The organism is Nocardiopsis sp. SBT366 (assembly GCF_001083815.1).
GTDB classification, from domain to species: domain Bacteria; phylum Actinomycetota; class Actinomycetes; order Streptosporangiales; family Streptosporangiaceae; genus Nocardiopsis; species Nocardiopsis prasina.
The window spans coordinates 1-19159 of the sequence record NZ_LAVM01000065.1 but is presented as its reverse complement, the minus strand read 5'-3'; the positions used below and the strand labels follow the sequence as shown (position 1 = coordinate 19159).

Below are 19159 nucleotides of genomic sequence, written 5' to 3'. Positions count from 1 at the left end.
ACCGTGAAACTCCTCGTCACCGGCGGTGCCGGTTACGTCGGCAGCGTCGTCACGGCGCTCCTGACCGACGCCGGGCACGAGGTCACCGTGCTCGACGCGCTGCACGCCGGACACCGGGACGCGGTCCACCCGGGCGCGACCCTGGTCGAGGCGGACCTGCGGGCCGCCGCCGACGTGCTCGACCCGACCTTCGACGGCGTGGTGCACCTGGCCGCGAGGTCCCTGGTCGGCGAGTCCGTCGAGGATCCGGGACCGTACTGGGACACCAACGTGGGCGGCACCCTGGCCCTGCTGGAGGCCGCGCGGACCCACGGTGTGCGCCGTCTGGTGTTCTCCTCCACCGCCGCCACCTACGGCGACCCGCCCTCGGACGCGCCGCTGCGGGAGACCGACCCAGCGATGCCCACCAACCCCTACGGGGCGAGCAAGCTCGCCGTCGACCACATGCTGGCCGGGTGGGCGCGGGCACACGGGCTGGGGGCGGTGAGCCTGCGCTACTTCAACGTGGCCGGGGCCCACCTGGGCTTCGGCGAACGCCACGACCCCGAGACCCATCTCATCCCGAACCTGCTCCGGGTGGCCTCCGGGGAGGTCCCGCACGCCACGGTGTTCGGTACCGACTACCCCACCTCGGACGGCACCGCCGTCCGTGACTACCTGCACGTGGCCGACCTCGCCGACGCCCACCTGAGAGCGCTGGAGCACGTGGTGCCCGGAACCCACCGGGTGTTCAACCTGGGCGGAGGCGGCGGCTCCTCGGTGCGCGAGGTCCTGGCCGCCGTACGGCGGGTCACGGGACACCCGGTTCCGGTGGTGGAGGGGCCCAGGAGGGCCGGTGACCCGGCCGTACTGGTGGCCGGAGTCGAACGGGCCCGTCAGGAGCTGGGCTGGGAGCCCTCACGCGGCCTGGACGAGATCGTGGCGGACGCGTGGGCGTTCGCCCGCGCCGGGGAGGTCTCCCGGTGAACGGTGTCGCGACGGAGTTCCGAAGAGCCTTCGGTGCGGAACCGGAGGGGGTGTGGACCGCGCCGGGGCGGATCAACCTCATCGGCGAGCACACCGACTACAACGACGGCTTCGCACTCCCCATCGCCCTGCCCCACGCGCTGACCGTGGCCGCCGCGCGCCGCCCGGACGACCGGGTGCGGCTGCGGTCACGGGAGTTCCCCGACACCTTCGAGGCGCGGCTGGCCGACCTCTCCCCCGGCACGGTGCCCGGCTGGGCCGCCTACCAGGCGGGCGCGCTGTGGGTCCTGGCCGACGAGGGGTACCGAATCGGCGGCTTGGACCTGTTGGTGGAGAGCGCCATCCCCACCGGGACCGGACTGTCCACGTCCGCGGCGGTCTGCTGCGCGACGATCCTGGCCGCCACCGGCCTGTACGGGTCGGGCCCGGCCCCGGCCGAGGTCGCACGGCTGGCCCAGCGGTCGGAGAACGACTTCGTGGGGATGCCCTGCGGGATCATGGACCAGTCCGCGGTCATGCTGGCCGACCAGGGTCGGGCGCTGTTCCTGGACTGCCGTTCGCTGGAGACCGAGCAGGTCCCGTTCGACCCGGCAGCGCACGGGTTGTCGCTGCTGGTGGTGGACACCCGGGCCCCGCGTCGGCTGGTCGAGGGTGCCTACGCCGAGCGGCGCCGCTCCTGTGAGGAGGCCGCCCGCGCCCTGGGGGTCGGGGCGCTGCGGGACGTCTGTGTCGAGGACCTCCCAGGGGCGCTGGCCGCGCTCCCTGATCCGATGGTCCGCCGCCGGGTGCGGCACGTGGTCACCGAGAACGCCCGGGTCCTGGAGACGGTGGCGCTCTTCAGGGCTGGTCGTCCCCGCGAGGCGGGTCCGCTGTTCACCGCCTCGCACGCCTCCCTGCGGGACGACTTCGAGGTGAGCGTTCCCGAGGTGGACACGGCGGTGGCGGCGGCCCTGTCCTCGGGGGCGCTGGGAGCGCGGATCACCGGCGGCGGCTTCGGCGGCTGCGTCATCGCCCTGGTGGAGGCCGAGGGCGCGCAGGACTGCGACAAGGCGGTCCGGGCTGCCTTCGCGGAGCGCGGATTCGCCGAACCGGTGGTCTTCAGCGCCCTACCCTCGGCGGGAGCCCGCCGCCTGAGCTGAGCGGCCCGGGGCGCCGGGGCGTCACACCCGGCCGTGGGGAGGACGTCCTCGGCCTGCCGCAGACCGTCAGCACTCGCCGCGTCACCCTCCGGGGGAACGGTCCCGGGGCAGGAACGAGCGGATGCGCTCAGCCTCGGCCTCGCTGCCGATCTCGCGGTAGAGCCGTTCCGCCTCCAGCAGGTGGTCCATCCAGTTCTTCTCTCCGGCCAGCTGCGTCACCCCGGCGAGCGCCTCGCGGACCCGGGCCATCTGCACGGTGTGGCCCCGGGCCTCGAACCCGGCCAGGGACAGCTCCAGTTCGTCGCGGGCCTCCTCACCACGGCGCTTGCCGTTGAGCGCCCGGCCCCGCTCCAGCCGGACCCTGGCCAGGTTGACCTCGTCCACCGCCCCTCCGCCGGACGGGGCGAACACCTCCCGGGCCGCGTCCAGCCGTTCCAGGGCGTGGTCGAAGCGGCCCAGGGTCACCAGGGACCGTCCGCGCAGGAGGTCCAACACGGCCGTCCCCCGAGGACGGCCCTTCGGGTCCCGGAGCGGTTCGACCAGGTCGAACAGGTCCAGCGCCTCCTGGTCGCGCCGGTCCCGCTGGGCGACGACACCGCGGGCCTCCAGGGACGCTGCGCGGGCCCGGTCGTCGCCATGGACCTCGGCCAGCATGAGGGAGGCGACGAACTCCTGGTCGGCGCCCTCCAGGTCCCCGGAGTCGAGCAGGGCCAGGCCCCGGAGGTGGCGGACCCAGGCCTCCAGACCCCTGTCACCGAGCGCGCGGGCCGCACGCAGCCCCGCCGCGAGGAGTTCGGGGGACCGGTCGCCGACCGTCCCGGACTCCTGCTCGGCCCAGTGTGCGCAGGCCCGCAGGGAGTCCATGTGGACGCGCATCCAGTCGTGGGCCTCTTCCGGCCCCTCGAAGTCGGATCGGACGGTGTACCGGGGAGTGTCCTTCATCTGGTCGGTGTCCACGGGTTGGCCCCCTTCGTGGCGATCACGCGCACCGGGCGGTCTCCAGGCCGCCGACGTTCCCGCTGGCCGGACCGGTCCCCGTGCTCACAGTTGCCCATGATGGTCGAGACCGGAGGATTCCACCAGGAGTTTCACGGGGCGGCCAGGGCTCCGCGAAGCGGACTGTTTCGGGAGAGAGCCCGCTTGACCAGTGAGGACTCCGGAAGGCGCCCCAGGTCCGCGCGTCCGGACCTGGCCACTCCGGAAGGCGCCCCAGGTCCGTGCGTCCGGACCTGGCCACTTCGGAGAGCCCCCACACAGCCTCCACGGCGCAACGGCGGCCAATGTGGGGCGGGGTCTTGCTGGGAACCTTCCCGTGAGCCAGGGTTGCGGGGGCGGGTGCGAGACCACAGACACCGGGAGGGTCCATGGGAGTGCGGTTCGGACTGTTGGGCACTGGCTTCTGGGCGAGGCAGACCCATGGCGCGGCGCTGGCCGCGCATCCGCAGACCACTCTGGTCGGAGTGTGGGGGCGCGACCCCGCCAAGGCGGCGGAGCTGGCCGACGGGCTCGGCACGCGGGCCTACGAGGACGTGGACGCGTTGCTCGCCGACGTCGACGCCGTCGCGATCGCCCTCCCCCCGGACGTCCAGGGCGACCTGGCCCTGCGCGCGGCCAGGGCGGGGAAGCACCTGCTGCTGGACAAACCGCTCGCCCTCTCCGTGGAGGCGGCGGACGCGGTCGTCGCCGAGACCGAGGCGCGCGGTCTGGCCTCGGTGGTCTTCTTCACCAGCCGTTTCTCCGAATCGGTGAACGACTTCCTGCGCCAGGCGGCGGACGACGGCGGCTGGGACGGTGTGCGGGCGACCCTGTTCGCGTCGATCTTCCAGCCGGGCAACCCCTACGGGGCCTCGCCCTGGCGCCGGGAGAGGGGCGGGCTGTGGGACGTGGGCCCGCACGTGCTCTCGGTGGTGCTGCCCGTTCTGGGCCCGGTCGAGGAGGTCACCGCGGTACCGGGCCCACGGGACAGCATGCACGTGCTCACCCGGCACGCGAGTGGGGCGGTGGGTTCGCTGTCGGTGACGCTGGACGCCGCCCCGGAGGCGGGGGCCTTCTCCGTGGACCTCTACGGCGAACACGGGTGGCGCTCGGTTCCGGGCGGTGACCGGAGCGCCTCGGAGGCATTCGGGTCGGCCGTCGACCGCCTCTTGGCACAGATCCGGGGAGGCGCCGGGGACCCGTGTGACGTGCGGTTCGGCCGGGAGGTCGTGGCCGTCCTCGAGGCGGCGCAGACCTCAGCTGGCTCGGGGCGGACGGTGCGCGTGGTCGAGGCCACCGGATCGCGTCCGGTGGCCTCGGGCTGAGGCGGCGGCCTCGGGTCGCGTCGCTTGGCGGCGGATCAGGCCGTTCTGGTGTTCTTGGAGTACATGCCGTCCGCGAGGTACACGATCGCCGCGGCGACCAGGACCTGGACGATCAGCACGAACAGCCAGAACCCCGTGAAGAGGCTCGCGATCCAGCCACCGATGAAGGCTGCGACGATGCCCAGGAGCAGGGTCAGCCAGATGGGCAGGTGCTGCTTGCCGGGAACGATGAGACGTCCGAGCGCACCGATGATCAGACCAACAATGATCGCGGTGATGATTCCAGTGATCTCCACGAGCCCTCCCCAAGGTAGACGCGTCCTCCACGTTCCCGCTCCGAAGGCCGTGGACACCGGACAAGGCAAAGGTTTTGCCCCCGTTTGTGCACTTCGAGACGTGGTGCAGCAGGGCGCAACGATCGCCGGGGACGACCAGGTTCCGAGTCCCGCTCCGCACGGCGCCCGGGCCGAGGGCAGGACCGATCCGGCTGTGGCCGCCCACAGCCGGGCGAGGGAGTACGGGGCCGCGGACGGGCTGTCTGTGGGGCCCACGGTCACCGGGTCTCCGTGTGCTCCGGGTCTCCGTGCACCGGGCCTCCGTGCCAACACGGAGGCGCACCGCTCCGCCCGCTCCGTAGGCGTTCGTCCGGGTTCTGCCGTCCGCATAAGGCCACCGGAACCCCTCCCACTACCGCGCTCCCGCGGCGTAGGCTCGAAGGGTCAGGACACGGCAACACGGGAGGCACCGATGTCCGAAGGCGTCCTGCGCACGCTGGACGAGGCCCGCGAGGGGGATCGCTCCCGGGCGCGCCCCGATGAGCCCCTGATGCGCGACCTCATCGGTGACCTGCTCCGCCGCACCCGTGTGGAACAGGGCCGCACCCTGCGCGAGGTGGCAGAGGACGCCCAGGTCTCCCTCCCCTACCTGTCGGAGGTCGAACGCGGACGCAAGGAGGCCTCCTCGGAGGTCCTCGCCGCGATCTACCGTTCCCTGGGCCTGAGCATCGTCGACGTGTTCGGCGAACTCCACCGGCGTACCCTCCTCACCCGGTACGGTGCGGCCACCCGCCGTCCGGCCCCCGTGCCCAACCAGGTCGTCAACCGCGTGTCCGTCACGGAGGTCTCCGGCAGACTCGTCCGGAGCGGTCTCGGTGGCGTGTTCACGTCACCCGTCGCGCCGGGCCGCCGCGACGGCGTGGTGTCCCTGGCGGCCTGACCCACCGAACCTCTCTCATCCCCCGCTCATGGACGGCATCGCGTCCGGCCCATCCCAAGCCGCGCGCTGCCAGCGGCCCCGGGCCCTCAGGCCCGGGGCCGCACCCCCGACCTCAGGCGGCGACCGAGGGCCTCAGCTCCCGAGTGGTGATGACCCCGTCCACCAGCCCGTACTCCCGCGCCTGCTGGGCCGTGAAGATCTTGTCCCTGTCGGTGTCGGCCCGCAGCCGCTCCTGGGTCTGCCCGGTGTGCCGCGACAGGATCTCCTCCACCTGGGATCGGACCCGCAGGATCTCCGCGGCCTGGATCTCCAGGTCAGCTGCCTCACCCCGCCCCTCCGTGGACGGCTGGTGCAGCAGCACCCGGGAGTGCTCCAGCGCCGCCCGTTTGCCGGGGGCGCCGGCGGCGAGCAGCACCGCCGCAGCGGAGGCTGCTTGGCCCATGCACACCGTGGCCACGTCCGCCCGGACGAAGCTCATCGTGTCGTAGATGGCCGTGAGCGCGGTGTTGGAGCCGCCCGGCGAGTTGATGTACAGCTGGATGTCCAGGTCAGGGCTCTCGTAGTCCAGGTGGAGCATCTGCGCCATGACCACGTTGGCCACGTCGTCGTCGACCGGCGTGCCCAGGAAGATGATGCGTTCGGACAGCAGCCTGCTGAACACGTCGAACGAGCGCTCGCCACTCGGGGTCCGCTCGACGACCATCGGCACCGTGTAGCGCCCGCTCATCTGGTGCCCCCCGTCCGCGCGCCGAAGCCGGTCGATCCCCGGCCCAGGCGCATCGCGCCCTCCATCTGGTCGACCGACGCCACCACGTGGTCGATGAACCCGTAGTCCCGCGCCTCCTCGGCGGTGAACCAGGCGTCCCGGTGCTGGTCCCGGGCGATGGTCTCCTCGCTCTGGCCGCTGTGCCGGGCGATCAGCTCGATCATGGTCCGCTTGGTGTGCGCGAGGTTCTCGGCCTGGATGGCGATGTCGGCCGCCGTACCGCCCAGGCCCCCGGACGGCTGGTGCATCATGATCCGGGCGTGCGGCAGGCTGTACCGCTTTCCGGGCGCGCCGGTGCAGGCCAGGAACTGGCCCATGCTCGCGGCGAACCCCATGACCAGGGTGGACACGTCGTTGGGGACGAAGTTCATCGTGTCGTAGATGGCGAGCCCGGCGGAGACCACTCCCCCGGGGCTGTTGATCGCCAGGGTGATGTCCCGGTGCGGGTCCTCGTCGGCGAGCAGGAGGAGCTGGGCGCAGACTCGGTTTGCGCTCTCCTCGTCGACCTGGGTTCCCAGGAGCACCACGCGGCTCCGCAGGAGGCGGGCGGCCAGTTGGTCGTCGAAGGTTCCGCTCGGCGGGTGCTCCGCGACGAGCTGTTGGTGGATCGGCATGAGCTCTCCTCGGTCCGGCGTCCGTGGAACGGACCGCGTGTCCGTTCCGGCCGGTGGTCCCAGATTGGGCCGGGGAGAGCTGTGACCTCCACCTTTTCGGCCCGGGGCAGATCTGCCACGGGCAGACCGGGCCTCGAGTCCAGTCCGGAGCGGGCTCGGGCCGGGCGAGAGGCGGGCGAGGAGCGGGCTCGGGCCGGGCTCGGGCCGGGCGAGGAGCGGGCGACAGTCAGGTGTCGTCTATGGCTTCGCGCAGGTCACGCAGGACGTCGAGGACCACCGGCCGCAGGGACGGCCTTATCGCGTCGAAGACCTGGCGCTGTTTGCGCTCCATGTACTTGCGCCGCTCGGCCAGGACCCGCTCGCCCTCGTCCGTGATGGCGACCACGGTGCTGCGTTCGTCACGCTCGGAGCGGCGCCGGGCCATCATCCCCTTGCGCTCCAGTTGCTGGATCATCCGGGTGGCCGAAGGGGACGACACGCCGACGATGTGAGCAACCGCACCGACACTGGGTTGGTCCATGCCGCGTACCGCTTCCATCAGCAACGACTGTGTCAGGGTGAGTTCTTCGGCACCGCGATGCCCGTGCCCGCCCCGCGATCGGGCATGGAGCGCGGCGTTGATCAGTTCGGTCCACACACGCTGGAACTCCTCGAGTTCGGCAGCGTTGGGCTCGGGTGATTCCTGCTGATCAGAACAGGGCTCGGGGGTCTCGTCGGGCACGAAACGGTCCTCGCAGGCTGGGCAGTGACGCGGGTCCTCGACCCGCGCGGAGGTTTGACGTTTGTGTAGTCTAGCTATTAAATAGCTTGCGCACGCAAGTTCAAGTTAATCCATGCCCCCTCAAAACGGTAACGACACCCCGTCCACCGATCCGGTTGTGGCGGAGTTGTTTGCTGCGGGGGCGTGGACGTCCGCCCGAACACCCGGGTGGGCCCGGACCGGTCCGGGAGGGGCGCATTGACAACAGTGCTGGTCGCGCATTTCATCACAGCTGCGGTCGCACCGTTACTGGTGCGCCTCTGGGGCCGTAACGGCTTCTACGCGCTCGCGATCGTTCCGGGTCTGGCCACCGTGTGGGCCTTCTTCCAGCTCCCCGCCATCCTCAATGGCGAGAGCCTCTCCGAGTCCGTCGCGTGGGCACCCCAGTTCTCGCTCCGGCTCGGCCTCTACATGGACGCCCTCGGCCTGGTCATGACGCTCATCGCCGCCGGCGTGGGCACGCTGATCCTGATCTACTGCGCGCGTTACTTCAACGACTCCGAGCCCGGCATCGGGCGCTTCGCCGGTGTGTTCGTCGCCTTCGCCGGGGCCATGCTCGGCCTCGTGCTGGCCGACGACCTCATCCAGCTCTTCATCTACTGGGAGCTGACCACGGTCTTCTCCTACCTCCTCGTCGGCCACAACGCCGAGATGAAGGAGAGCCGCCGAGCGGCGATGACGGCGCTGACCGTCACCACCTTCGGCGGTCTGGCCATGCTCGTCGGCATGATCATGCTCGGCGAGACCGCCGGGACCTACGTGATCTCCGAGATCGTCGCCGATCCGCCCGCCACGGGCCCCGTGGTCACCTGGGCCCTGGTGCTGATCATGATCGGCGCCATGTCCAAGTCGGCGCTGTTCCCGTTCAGCCTGTGGCTGCCCGCCGCCATGCAGGCACCCACCCCGGTGTCCGGCTACCTGCACGCCGCGGCGATGGTCAAGGCCGGCGTCTACCTGGTCGCGCGTCTCACCCCCGCGTTCGGGGACGTGCCCGTCTGGCAGGGCATGGCCCTGTTCTTCGGTGTGGTCACCATGGTCCTCGCGGGGTGGAAGGCCCTGCGCCAGTACGACCTCAAGCTGGTCCTGGCCTACGGCACCATCAGCCAGCTCGGGTTCCTCATCGCCCTGCTGGGCACGGGGACCCGCGCCGCCGCCCTCGCGGGTCTGGCCATGCTGGTCGCGCACTCACTGTTCAAGGCCCCGCTGTTCCTCGTGGTCGGCATCGTCGACCACAGCACAGGGACACGGGACCTGCGTGAGCTGTCCGGCCTGCGCCGGTCCATGCCCACCACCTACTGGGTCTCGATCGTGGCCATGGCCTCCATGGCGGGTCTGCCTCCCACCGCGGGCTTCGCCGCCAAGGAACTGGCCTTCGGCGCCTACACCCACGGCGGAACGCTCGACACCGTGGTCCTGGCCGGTCTGGTCCTGGGCTCGACCTTCACGGTCGCCTACAGCCTCCGCTTCATGTGGGGCGCCTTCTTCGACAAGGAGGGCGTCCAGCCCACCCCGGTCCACGCCCCCGGTGCGCTCTTCCTCGCCCCGGCCGTGATCCTGGCTGCGCTGAGCCTGTTCGGCGGTCTCCTCTCCTACTGGGCCGACCCCCTCTTCGCGGTCTACGCCGACACCGTCCCGATGGGGGAACACGAGACGTACCAGAGCTACCTCGCCCTGTGGCACGGCTGGGAGCTGCCGCTCCTTCTGTCCGCGGTCTGCGTGCTCGGCGGTCTGGTGCTCTTCTACTTCCGCAACCGGGTGGTGTGGCTGGGCACCCGCCTGGCCTTCGTCAATCCGGAGCGCAACTACCGGCGGATGCTCGCCGGACTGGAGAACCTGGCCCTCCAGGTCACCGGTAGCACGCAGCGCGGTTCGCTGCCGGTCTACCTCGGCACGATCCTGATCGTCCTGGTGGTGGCCGCCGGCATCCCGATGATCACCGGCCAGATCTGGTCCGGACCCAAGCCCGAGCTCCGCCTCTGGGACACCCCGGTCCAGGTCATCCCGGCCCTGATCGTCGTGATCACCTGCCTGCTGATCCTGTTCGTGCGGCGCCGCCTGTTCGCGGTGATCCTCGTCGGTATCGGCGGGTACGGCGTGGCCGCCCTGTTCTACCTGCAGGGCGCCCCGGACATCGCGCTCACCCAGTTCCTCGTCGAGACCGTCAGCCTGGTGGTCTTCGTCCTGGTGCTGCGCCGCTTCCCGTCCCACTTCTCGGCACCGGCCCTCAAGGGCCGCCGGATCTGGAACATGACGATCGGTGTGGCCACGGGTCTGATGGTGGCCACCATGACGTGGTTCGCCCTCGCCGGCCGTCAGGAGCCCTCCATCTCGGAGGGTTACCCGGCCGCCGCCGAGGAGGCGGGGGGCTACAACATCATCTCCGTGCTGCTGGTCGACGTCCGTGCCTGGGACACCATGGGTGAGATCTCGGTGCTCGCCGCCGCGGCCGCCGGTGTCGCCAGCCTGATGTTCGTCCGCCGCCGGGCCCAGCCCCGCAAGGCCCCGGGCGGTGTGATGGCCCTGTCCGTCACCAGCGCCCCGGAGCCCACCAACGGGCACGGCAAGCTGGACCTGGGCAACCTCGCGGTCGCCCCGCAGAACATGCACGTCAAGCCGCAGTGGAACCGCACGTGGCTGCCGGGTGCCGAGAGCCTGCCGACCGAACGCCGGTCGCTCATCTTCGAGGTGGTCTCGCGCTTCCTCTTCCCGGTGATCATGGTCATCTCGGTGTACCTGCTGCTCACCGGCCACACCGACGTCGGCGGCGGTTTCGCCGGCGGCATCGTTGCGGGCCTGGCGTTCATCGTCCGCTACCTCGCGGGCGGCAGGTTCGAGCTGTACGCCACGGCGTGGGTGCAGCCGGGCGCCCTCATCGGCGCCGGTCTGGCCCTGGCCACCGGTACCGGCCTGGCCGGTGCGATCTTCGGCGGCGACGTGCTCGCCGGAGGCGACTGGTACATCAACCTCGGGCTCCTCGGCAGTCCGCACATCACGGTCTCGCTGTTCTTCGACATCGGCGTGTACCTGCTGGTGATCGGACTGATCCTGGACATCCTGCGCAGCCTCGGCGCCCGCATCGACGAACAGATCGAACGGGACGCCGCGCACGCGGAGGAGGGCTCCGCGCCCGGAACCGCCGCCCGCGCCGAGGAGGTCACCTCGTGAACGAGTCACCAAGCCTGACCCTCGTCCTCGTCATCGGTGTCCTGGTCGCGGTGGGTGTCGTGCTCCTGCTGGAGCGCAGCCTGACCCGCGTGCTGCTGGGCTTCATCGTGATGAGCAACGGCGTCAACCTGATGATCCTGGCCATGGCCGGGCAGGCCGGCGGCCCGCCGGTCCTGTGGTTCACGCCGACCAACGACGAGATGACCGACCCGCTACCGCAGGCGATGATCCTGACGGCGATCGTCATCACCCTCGGCATCACCGCGTTCCTGCTGGCCCTGGCCTACCGGAGCTGGCAGCTCGAGGGCAACGACGAGGTCCAGGACGACGCCGAGGACCTTCGGATCGTGCAGGGTGAGGGCCGCCGCGCCGTGCGGCAGCGCTTCATCCAGGAACGCCGACGGCTGCGGGCGGACATCCGCCGCCAGCGCGCCGAACTCCAGGCGACCATCGCCGCGGCCGACGCCCAGGAGCTGGCCGAGCAGGCCCGCATCAAGGCGGAGATCGCGGCGGCCCAGGCCGAGCTGGCCAGGTTCGAGGTCGAGGCCGAGGACGGCCATGGCGACGAGCGCTCCGAGGAGACCGTGCGCCGCCTGACCGACCGCCAGCAGAGCATGGTCAACCAGGTGACGGAGCTGCGCGGCCGCATCCGGCTGGGACGCAAGCGACTGCGTGAGCACCGGCGCGCCGACCGCGCCGCCGAACGCGAGCTGTGGCGTGAACTGCGCCGCCGCATCCGTTCGCAGCGGCGCCAGGCGAGCCAGACCATGCGGGCAGAGCGGGAACGCCTGGCTCGTGCAGAGGACAGCGAGCTGCAAGGGAACGACTGACCATGGGATGGGACTACTTCTCAGGCATCCTCCACTACCTCATTCCCCTGCCGGTGGTGCTGCCGCTCTTCGCGGCCGGGGTCAAGCTGGCCCTCGGCATCCGCTGGCCCAGGGTCCAGCAGTGGCTGAGCGTCATCAGTCTGGCGCTGGTGCTGTTGATCGGTGCCGCGCTGATGGTGGGCGCCGACATGTTCGGCCCGCAGGCCGTCCAGGTGGGCGGCTGGGACACCCCGATCGGCATCACGCTGGTCGCCGACCGGCTGTCCGCGCTGATGGTGACGGTGTCGGCGGCGATCACGCTGGCCGTGCTGGTGTACTCCATCGGCCAGGGGATGGCGGGCAAGGCCGAGGTGGCACCCCTGTCGGTGTACCAGCCGACCTACCTGATCCTGGTGGCGGGTGTCTCCAACGCCTTCCTCGCCGGTGACCTCTTCAACCTGTACGTGGGCTTCGAGATCCTGCTGACCGCCAGCTACGTGCTGCTGACGCTCGGCGGCACACAGTCGAGGATGCGGGCGGGCGCCATCTACGTGGTGGTCTCGCTGGTCTCCTCGGTGCTGTTCCTCATCGCCATCGCGCTGATCTTCGGCGCGACCGGCACGGTGAACATGGCCCAGCTGGGCGAGCGCCTCCCCGAGATCTCCTCGGAGCTGGCGCTGGTCCTCCAGGTGATCCTGCTGCTGGCGTTCGGCATCAAGGCGGCGGTCTTCCCGCTGGCCGCCTGGCTCCCGGACTCCTACCCGACCGCACCGGCCCCGGTCACCGCGGTGTTCGCGGGCCTGCTGACCAAGGTCGGCGTGTACGCGATCATCCGGGCGCAGACCCTCCTCTTCCCCGGCACACAGCTCAACGACCTACTCATGTGGGTGGCCCTGGCCACGATGATCATGGGCATCCTGGGCGCCGTGGCGCAGACGGACATCAAGCGACTACTGTCGTTCACCCTGATCAGCCACATCGGTTACATGGTGTTCGGTGTGGCGCTGGGCAGCGAGCTGGGCATGGCGGGCGCGGTCTTCTACATCGCGCACCACATCACCGTGCAGACCACGCTGTTCCTGGTCACGGGGTTGATCGAACGCAGGGGCGGGTCCACCTCCCTGGACCATCTGGGTGGTCTGGCCAAGATCGCGCCGATGCTCGCCATCCTGTTCTTCATCCCCGCGATGAACCTGGGCGGCATCCCGCCGCTGTCCGGTTTCCTCGGCAAGATCGGCCTGATGCAGGCCGGTGTGGACGCGGGCACCCCGCTCGCCTACACGCTGGTCGGCGCCTCGGTCCTGACGAGCCTGCTCACCCTCTACGTCATCGCCCGGGTCTGGAACTACGCGTTCTGGCGGACCCCGTCCGAGGGCATGGTGGCCGAGCCCGGCACCGTGCTGGACGACACCGAGGTCGACGACAGTTCGACGGCGGCGCTCGGCCCGTCCGGCGAGGCGGTCGGCCCGTCCTCCCGCCTCGGTAACACCACGACCGCGGCCACCCCCGTGGTGACCTCGGTGGTCCTGCCGAAGAGCATGGTGGGGGCCACGATCGCGCTGGTCGCGTTCGGGCTGGCCATGACCGTGTTCGCCGGTCCGCTCATCGCCTACTCCTCGAACGCGGCGGTCGAGCTGATCGCCCAGACGCCCTACATCGAGGCGGTCCTCGGAGTCGGAGGTTCACAGTGAACGACCTGAAGACCAGGAAGAACCTGGGGGTGCGGGCGGTCCGCCACCGCCTGGGCAAGGTGCAGATCCCGGTCGCCCTCGGGATGACCGTGGTGTGGATGCTGCTCTTCAACGGCTTCCAGCTGCGCACGGAGTCGTTGGGCGTCGCGCTCCTCGGCTTCACGGTTTCCGTGGTGATCATGATGGTCTTCCCGCTTCCGCCGATCGTTCCGGGATTCCGGTTCTGGCCGGTGCAGGGCGTGCGGATGTTCTTCTACGTCCTGTGGAAGATGGCCGTCGCCAGCTTCCAGGTGACGGTCCAGGTGTTCCGCCCGGGACCGCCGGTGAAGAGCTCGGTGGTGGCGGTGCGGCTGCGCACCGACTCGGACCTGATGCTCGTGTGCACCTCGATCACCGTCTCAGTGATTCCGGGCAGCGTCATCGTCGAGGTGGCCCAGCCCGAGCACATCCTCTACGTACACGTCCTGGGCGCGGAGAGCGAGGCCGAGGCCGAGGAGGCCAAGGTGGACATCCTCAACCTGGAGGAGCGGATCGTGCGAGCACTCGGCACCCGCGAGAACATCGCCGACCTGGAGGCCGCCAAGGCCGCCGGGAAGGAGAGCCCGTGAACACGCTGTGGGTCATCATCGCCGTCCTGCTCGGCGTGGCCGCGCTGCTGGGCACCGCCCGGCTCCTCCTGGGGCCGAGCATCCTGGACCGGGCGCTGTCCGTCGACGTCCTGCTGGCCTCGTCGCTGACCGGGCTCGGCGCCTACGCGGCCTTCTTCCGGGACCCCACGATCCTGCCGACCCTGCTGGTGCTGTCGCTGCTGGGTTTCGTCGGGTCGATCAGCATCTCCAAGTTCGTCGCGCGGCGTCCCGAGGAGCACGTCCGCCCGGAGGACACCATCCACCCGGCGACCACGGAGGAGAGGGAAAGTCGTGAATGAGCAGCTCGTCAACGTCCTCGACTGGATCGCGATCCTGTGCATCCTGGCCGGGGCCATGCTCTCCCTCGTCGCCGGGGTCGGCCTGATCCGTTTCCCGGACCTGCTCTCCCGTATGCACGCGGCGGCCAAGCCGCAGGTCCTGGGCCTGTTGCTGGTCCTGGTGGGCATCGCCCTGCGCCTGCTCCCGCAGGAGGAGACCGGCATCTTCAGCATCGGCACGCTGGTCCTGGTGGGCCTCTTCCAGGTGGTCACCGTCCCGGTCGCCGGTCACATCGCGGCCCGGGTGGGTTACCGGACCGGGCGTATCCGCCAGGACCTCGTGGTCACCGACGAACTCGCCGACCGCCTGGACGCCAAGCGGCGGGCCGAGGAGTCGCGCAGGAGCGGCGGAGGAGCCTCGTAGCGAGGAGGCGCCTACGCGGCCGGGGCCGGAGGAACAGTGTTCCTCCGGCCCCGGCCCTTCCCATGGGGCGCGGCCTCCTCACTCCAGCTGTTCCGCCTCCTCGTCGGTCATCAGGCGTGATCTGATCAGGAACCGGTTGCCGGTCGGGGCCTCCACGGAGAACCCGGAGCCCCTGCCGGGGACGACGTCGATGGTCAGGTGCGTGTGCCTCCACAGCTCGAACTGGGAGCGCGACATCCACACCGGCACCGGGTCGGGGAGTCCGGCGTCGAGGTCGCCCAGGCGCACGTCGGAGGCGCCGGTCCGGAACTCCCCGACCGGATAGCACATCGGGGAGCTGCCGTCGCAGCAGCCGCCGGACTGGTGGAACATGAGCGGTCCGTGGTCGGCGGTGAGCTCCCGGAGCAGGGCCGCCGCCGTCTCGGTGAGCGCGACCCGCTCCACTGCCGCGTCGCCCTCCGCCGTCGCGTCGGAGGTGTCCATCAGAACAACCCCTGAGCCTGCTCCGAGTAGCTGACCAGCAGGTTCTTGGTCTGCTGGTAGTGGTCGAGCATCATCTTGTGGTTCTCGCGGCCGATCCCGGACTGCTTGTACCCGCCGAACGCGGCGTGCGCGGGGTAGGCGTGGTAGTTGTTCACCCACACGCGCCCGGCCTGGATGTCGCGACCGGCCCGGTAGGCGGTGTTGCCGTTGCGGGACCACACGCCCGCGCCGAGCCCGTACAGGGTGTCGTTGGCGGTCCTGACGGCGTCGGCGTAGTCGTCGAATCGCGCCACGGAGACCACGGGGCCGAAGATTTCCTCCTGGAAGATCCGCATGCTGTTCTGGCCCTCGAACACGGTGGGGCTGACGTAGTAGCCGCCCGCGAGGTCGCCCTCCATCTCGGCCCGACCGCCTCCGGCGAGCACCCGTGCGCCCTCCTGGCGGCCGATGTCGACGTAGGACAGGATCTTCTCCAGCTGGTCGTTGCTGGCCTGGGCGCCCAGCATGGTCTCGGTGTCCAGCGGGTTTCCCTGCCTGATCCGGCCGACCCGCTCCAGGGCGTCGGCCATGAAGCCGTCGTAGATCGAGCCCTGGACCAGGGCGCGGGACGGACAGGTGCACACCTCTCCCTGGTTGAGGGCGAACATGGTGAACCCCTCCAGCGACTTGTCGTAGAAGGCGTCGCGTTCGGCGGCCACGTCGGCGAAGAAGATGTTCGGGCTCTTGCCGCCCAGTTCCAGGGTGACCGGGATGAGGTTCTCGGAGGCGTACTGCATGATCAGGCGTCCGGTGGTGGTCTCACCGGTGAAGGCGACCTTGCGCACGCGCGGGTTGGAGGCCAGCGGCTTGCCCGCCTCGACCCCGAAGCCGTTCACGATGTTGACCACACCGGGCGGGAGGAGGTCGGCGATCAGGTCGACGAGCACCAGGATGGACGCCGGGGTCTGCTCGGCGGGCTTGAGGACCACGGCGTTGCCCGCCGCCAGGGCCGGGGCCAGCTTCCAGACCGCCATGAGGATCGGGAAGTTCCAGGGGATGATCTGGGCGACCACCCCCAGCGGCTCCTGGAAGTGGTAGGCGACGGTGTCGGCGTCGATCTCGGAGCTGTGCCCCTCCTGGGCGCGGATGGCCCCGGCGAAGTACCGGAAGTGGTCGATGGCCAGCGGGATGTCGGCGGCCAGGCACTCGCGGACCGGTTTGCCGTTCTCGAAGCTCTCGGCCACCGCGAGCCGCTCCAGGTGCTCCTCCATCCGGTCCGCGATCCGGTTGAGGACGAGCGCCCTTTCGCCCGCCGGGGTGCGGCCCCAGGCGGGCGCGGCGCCGTGCGCGGCGTCGAGGGCGAGTTCAACGTCCTCGGCCCCGCTGCGGGCGACCTCGGTGAAGGTCCGGCCGGTGACCGGGGTGGGGTTCTCGAAGTAACGTCCCCTGACCGGTCTGACCCACTCGCCGCCGATCCAGTTCTCGTAGCGCGGCGCGTACTCGACGACGCTGCCGGACTCACCTGGAGGAGCGTAGATCGCCATGGTGGGGTGCCTCCTTGTGTCGCTGCACGGGGGCGCCGAGGCGCCTGCCCGGCTCCTGGAACAGGGAGGTGTGACGCTAGTTGCACGGAGGTTGCGACCACGTTGCGCGCGGCGCAGGCGCTGCGGGGTCGTGTCGCAGTCGAGCCGGGGTCAGGCTCCGAGCCTGCGCAGTCGCCCGCGCAGGGCGGCGTGCCGGGGTGAGTCCGTGTCCAGGGCGCGCAGGGCGGCGGTCAGGACCCGGGGGTCCTCGCGCCACTCAGGCCGTTCGGACCAGGTCAGGAGCGTTTGGGGGTCGGCGCCGGTGGCGAGCACCTCGCACACCTCGGCCTGGAGTTCCTCGCGGGCCTCGGCCACCCCCGGCGCCTCGGAGCGCGGCAGCACGGGCCCCTCGTAGACGTTGACGGCCTGGCGGTAGGCGCCCTCGGTCAGGTGGCGGCGTACCTCGTCGAGGTCGGTGGTGAGCGGTCTGCACAGCCGGTAGGGGCGGGAGGCGAGCCACCCCGAGCCCAGCAGGCGGCGCAGCCGGGACATCTCCGCGCGGACCGTGACCGGGGCGGCGTCCCGCTCGTGCAGCAGCGCGCCGAGGGCGTGGCCGGTCAGGCCGCACGGGTGGCGGGCGAGCAGCAGGAGGATCTCGGAGTGGCGGGTGCTGAGCTCGACGGTCTCCCCGTCGGCCTCGAACAGTCCGTGGTCGCGGCCGAGGACGCGCAGGCGGGCCGGGCCCGGAGCGGAACCGGACCGGGAGACGGCGTCCCCCTCCGTGCGGGGCGCCGGGAGCATCCCGCTGGTCCGCTGCGCCCGGATCTCCATTTCGGCGGCGGTGGCGGCTACCCTGACCAGGGCCAGGGCCTGCGGTGAGGCGAGGTGGTCCGCTCCGGTGAGGTCAAGGACACCGATGAGCGCACCGGTGTCGGGATCGTGCAGCGGCGCCGCCGAACAGCTCCAGCGCTGGACGCCCCGGCTGAAGTGCTCGCTGGCGAAAACCTGCACCTCGTGGTCGAGGGTGAGGGCCACCCCGGGCGCGTTGGTCCCGACCGAACTCTCGTGCCAGTTGGCGCCCTCGACGAAGTGCATGGCCTCGGCGCTGCTGCGCAGGCGGTGGTCGCCCTCCACCCACAGCAGACGGCCGGAGACGTCGCCGACCGCCACGATCTGCGGTCCGGGCGCGGTGTCGAGGAGGAGACGGCGCAGCAGGGGCATGGCAGCGGAGACCGGGTGGGCGCTGCGGTGGGCGTGCAGGGTGGGTCCGGTGAGTTCGAGGCGGGGCAGCGTGCGGTCGGGGTCCACCCCGTGCAGGGCGCTGCGCCGCCAGGACTCCCCCACCACCGGGCGGACCCGGCCGCTGAGCCGTCCGGAGCCGGTGAAGCGTTCGTGCGCGACGGCCACGTCCCGGCGCAGGGTGTCGGGATCGGTCTCCCAAGTCCACGCGTTCCATGCTGCGGACATCGGCGTGTCCCTTCGTCGCGGCGGTGCGGCCCCCGGCGGTCTCCGTCCCGGGCCCCCGAGTCAACCCGCGCGGAGGGGTCCTGACAAGGGTCTCGGCCGAGGCCACGGGTGAGCTGCCCCGGGCACGTCGCGTGTGTACCCGAACGCGTCCCCAGCTCGGGCCGGACGAGGTCGCAAGGCCCGCGGATCCCTCGTTTTCTCCTCTGTCACAGGGTTCTGGGACACTGCGTGCGTGAACCATCCCCCTCAGCATCCGAGCCCGTACCCCGTTCCGTCCGCTCGGCGGCCCTCCCACGAACGCGGCTACCGGTGGTCCGGCGCCCTGGCCCTCGCCGCAGTCCTGCTCTTCGGCTTGTCCCTCCTGCTGAACAGCAACCCGATCAAGCTCTCCCCGGCCATCACCGAGGAGTTCACGTCGGACGACATGATCGAGCTCGAGGTGGCCGAGGGCGAGGCCGACGCGTGGGCGCTCTTCACCTCCGGTGAAGACAAGGGAACCTGCATGTACTACCCGCCGTCAGGAGACCTGTCGATCCCGCGAACCTGGTACCTGAACGCGGATGGCTACGGCGAGTGGGACACCCTGGGGAACCTGGACACCTCGGAGCCCGGCCTCTACAGGATCACGTGCGCCGATTCGACCAACGACTTCGCCCTGGCGTCCGCCGGTACCCTCCACGCCGTGAAGGCCCAGCTCGTCGTCACCGGCGTGATCGTCTTCTTCGTGGCCCCGTCCGTGCTCCTCGCGGCGATCTTGGTCGGTGTGGTCACGGCACTGCGCCGGAGATCAGCTCGCACGAGGCCCTCCTCCCAGGCGGCCCAGCAGTCCCCTCACCAGATCTGACCGCGAAAGCACGAGGCCCCCATGCCGACCCCCGAGACCGGCGGCCCGACCCCGGGTCCGCAGCCAGGTGAGCCCCAACGGAACCCCACCCCGCCAGGGCTCCAGCC

Annotated in this window: 19 protein-coding genes; 11 read left to right on the top strand and 8 right to left on the bottom strand. The window is 70.8% G+C overall.

What is annotated here, in order from left to right:
* Window positions 1-3 precede the first annotated feature (3 nt).
* A complete protein-coding gene (gene galE / locus ADX84_RS18760; protein WP_049576694.1) occupies window positions 4-966 on the top strand; it encodes a UDP-glucose 4-epimerase GalE in 963 nt (320 codons plus the stop codon).
* Window positions 963-2105 carry a galactokinase gene (galK, locus tag ADX84_RS18755; protein WP_049576692.1) on the top strand — a complete coding sequence of 381 codons (1143 nt, stop codon included), beginning with the start codon at window positions 963-965 and terminating at the stop codon, window positions 2103-2105. Before galE ends, galK begins: the two co-directional genes overlap by 4 nt.
* Window positions 2106-2186: 81 nt before the next feature.
* Here the strand turns inward: galK and ADX84_RS18750 are convergent, their stop codons facing one another.
* Window positions 2187-3062, bottom strand: coding sequence for a tol-pal system YbgF family protein (locus ADX84_RS18750; RefSeq protein ID WP_049576691.1), 876 nt, complete (start codon window positions 3060-3062; stop codon window positions 2187-2189).
* 407 nt (window positions 3063-3469) lie between these two features.
* Here ADX84_RS18750 and ADX84_RS18745 point away from each other — a divergent pair, with 407 nt between their 5' ends.
* Window positions 3470-4405, top strand: a complete 936-nt coding sequence (locus ADX84_RS18745) for a Gfo/Idh/MocA family protein (RefSeq protein ID WP_049576689.1) — start codon at window positions 3470-3472, stop codon at window positions 4403-4405.
* 35 nt (window positions 4406-4440) lie between these two features.
* Here ADX84_RS18745 and ADX84_RS18740 read toward each other — a convergent pair whose 3' ends face one another.
* The gene (locus ADX84_RS18740) at window positions 4441-4701 is read right to left on the bottom strand and encodes a GlsB/YeaQ/YmgE family stress response membrane protein (protein ID WP_017542832.1); all 261 of its coding nucleotides are present in this window, start codon (window positions 4699-4701) and stop codon (window positions 4441-4443) included.
* Window positions 4702-5152: 451 nt separating this feature from the next.
* On the opposite strand from ADX84_RS18740, the gene ADX84_RS18735 reads away from it, so the two are divergent.
* On the top strand, window positions 5153-5620 hold the full coding sequence (locus ADX84_RS18735) for a helix-turn-helix domain-containing protein (RefSeq protein WP_049576682.1): 468 nt from the start codon (window positions 5153-5155) through the stop codon (window positions 5618-5620).
* Window positions 5621-5732: 112 nt separating this feature from the next.
* Here the strand turns inward: ADX84_RS18735 and ADX84_RS18730 are convergent, their stop codons facing one another.
* The 3 genes from ADX84_RS18730 to ADX84_RS18720 form a co-directional block, all read right to left on the bottom strand.
* Window positions 5733-6347 carry an ATP-dependent Clp protease proteolytic subunit gene (locus tag ADX84_RS18730; RefSeq protein WP_049576681.1) on the bottom strand — a complete coding sequence of 205 codons (615 nt, stop codon included), beginning with the start codon at window positions 6345-6347 and terminating at the stop codon, window positions 5733-5735.
* Window positions 6344-7000: a ClpP family protease gene (locus ADX84_RS18725; RefSeq protein WP_049576678.1), complete on the bottom strand. Its 657-nt coding sequence runs from the start codon at window positions 6998-7000 to the stop codon at window positions 6344-6346. Before ADX84_RS18725 ends, ADX84_RS18730 begins: the two co-directional genes overlap by 4 nt.
* Window positions 7001-7226: 226 nt before the next feature.
* Window positions 7227-7721: a MarR family winged helix-turn-helix transcriptional regulator gene (locus ADX84_RS18720; protein WP_017542828.1), complete on the bottom strand. Its 495-nt coding sequence runs from the start codon at window positions 7719-7721 to the stop codon at window positions 7227-7229.
* A 246-nt stretch (window positions 7722-7967) separates the two neighbouring features.
* Here ADX84_RS18720 and ADX84_RS18715 point away from each other — a divergent pair, with 246 nt between their 5' ends.
* From ADX84_RS18715 to mnhG, 6 genes are read left to right on the top strand one after another with little or no spacing between them, the layout of a single operon-like run.
* On the top strand, window positions 7968-10925 hold the full coding sequence (locus ADX84_RS18715; protein ID WP_049576675.1) for a Na+/H+ antiporter subunit A: 2958 nt from the start codon (window positions 7968-7970) through the stop codon (window positions 10923-10925).
* A complete protein-coding gene (locus ADX84_RS18710; protein ID WP_049576672.1) occupies window positions 10922-11755 on the top strand; it encodes a Na(+)/H(+) antiporter subunit C in 834 nt (277 codons plus the stop codon). The genes ADX84_RS18715 and ADX84_RS18710 overlap by 4 nt, the downstream gene beginning before the upstream one ends.
* 2 nt (window positions 11756-11757) lie before the next feature.
* The gene (locus tag ADX84_RS18705) at window positions 11758-13425 is read left to right on the top strand and encodes a Na+/H+ antiporter subunit D (RefSeq protein ID WP_199776638.1); all 1668 of its coding nucleotides are present in this window, start codon (window positions 11758-11760) and stop codon (window positions 13423-13425) included.
* On the top strand, window positions 13422-14033 hold the full coding sequence (locus ADX84_RS18700) for a Na+/H+ antiporter subunit E (protein WP_049576662.1): 612 nt from the start codon (window positions 13422-13424) through the stop codon (window positions 14031-14033). The genes ADX84_RS18705 and ADX84_RS18700 overlap by 4 nt, the downstream gene beginning before the upstream one ends.
* On the top strand, window positions 14030-14353 hold the full coding sequence (locus ADX84_RS18695; RefSeq protein WP_049576658.1) for a monovalent cation/H+ antiporter complex subunit F: 324 nt from the start codon (window positions 14030-14032) through the stop codon (window positions 14351-14353). The genes ADX84_RS18700 and ADX84_RS18695 overlap by 4 nt, the downstream gene beginning before the upstream one ends.
* Window positions 14346-14756 (top strand): monovalent cation/H(+) antiporter subunit G, encoded by a 411-nt coding sequence (mnhG, locus tag ADX84_RS18690; RefSeq protein WP_049576654.1) that lies wholly within the window; start codon window positions 14346-14348, stop codon window positions 14754-14756. The genes ADX84_RS18695 and mnhG overlap by 8 nt, the downstream gene beginning before the upstream one ends.
* 78 nt (window positions 14757-14834) lie before the next feature.
* Here the strand turns inward: mnhG and ADX84_RS18685 are convergent, their stop codons facing one another.
* The 3 genes from ADX84_RS18685 to ADX84_RS18675 form a co-directional block, all read right to left on the bottom strand.
* Entirely contained in the window at window positions 14835-15239 is a 405-nt protein-coding gene (locus ADX84_RS18685; protein ID WP_082206610.1) for a DUF779 domain-containing protein, read from the bottom strand.
* A complete protein-coding gene (locus tag ADX84_RS18680) occupies window positions 15239-16762 on the bottom strand; it encodes an aldehyde dehydrogenase family protein (RefSeq protein ID WP_049576649.1) in 1524 nt (507 codons plus the stop codon). Before ADX84_RS18680 ends, ADX84_RS18685 begins: the two co-directional genes overlap by 1 nt.
* A gap of 150 nt (window positions 16763-16912) precedes the next feature.
* Window positions 16913-18208 (bottom strand): GAF domain-containing protein, encoded by a 1296-nt coding sequence (locus ADX84_RS18675; RefSeq protein ID WP_049576644.1) that lies wholly within the window; start codon window positions 18206-18208, stop codon window positions 16913-16915.
* Between the two features lie 232 nt (window positions 18209-18440).
* On the opposite strand from ADX84_RS18675, the gene ADX84_RS18670 reads away from it, so the two are divergent.
* Window positions 18441-19052, top strand: a complete 612-nt coding sequence (locus ADX84_RS18670; RefSeq protein ID WP_049576638.1) for a hypothetical protein — start codon at window positions 18441-18443, stop codon at window positions 19050-19052.
* Window positions 19053-19159: the final 107 nt, after the last annotated feature.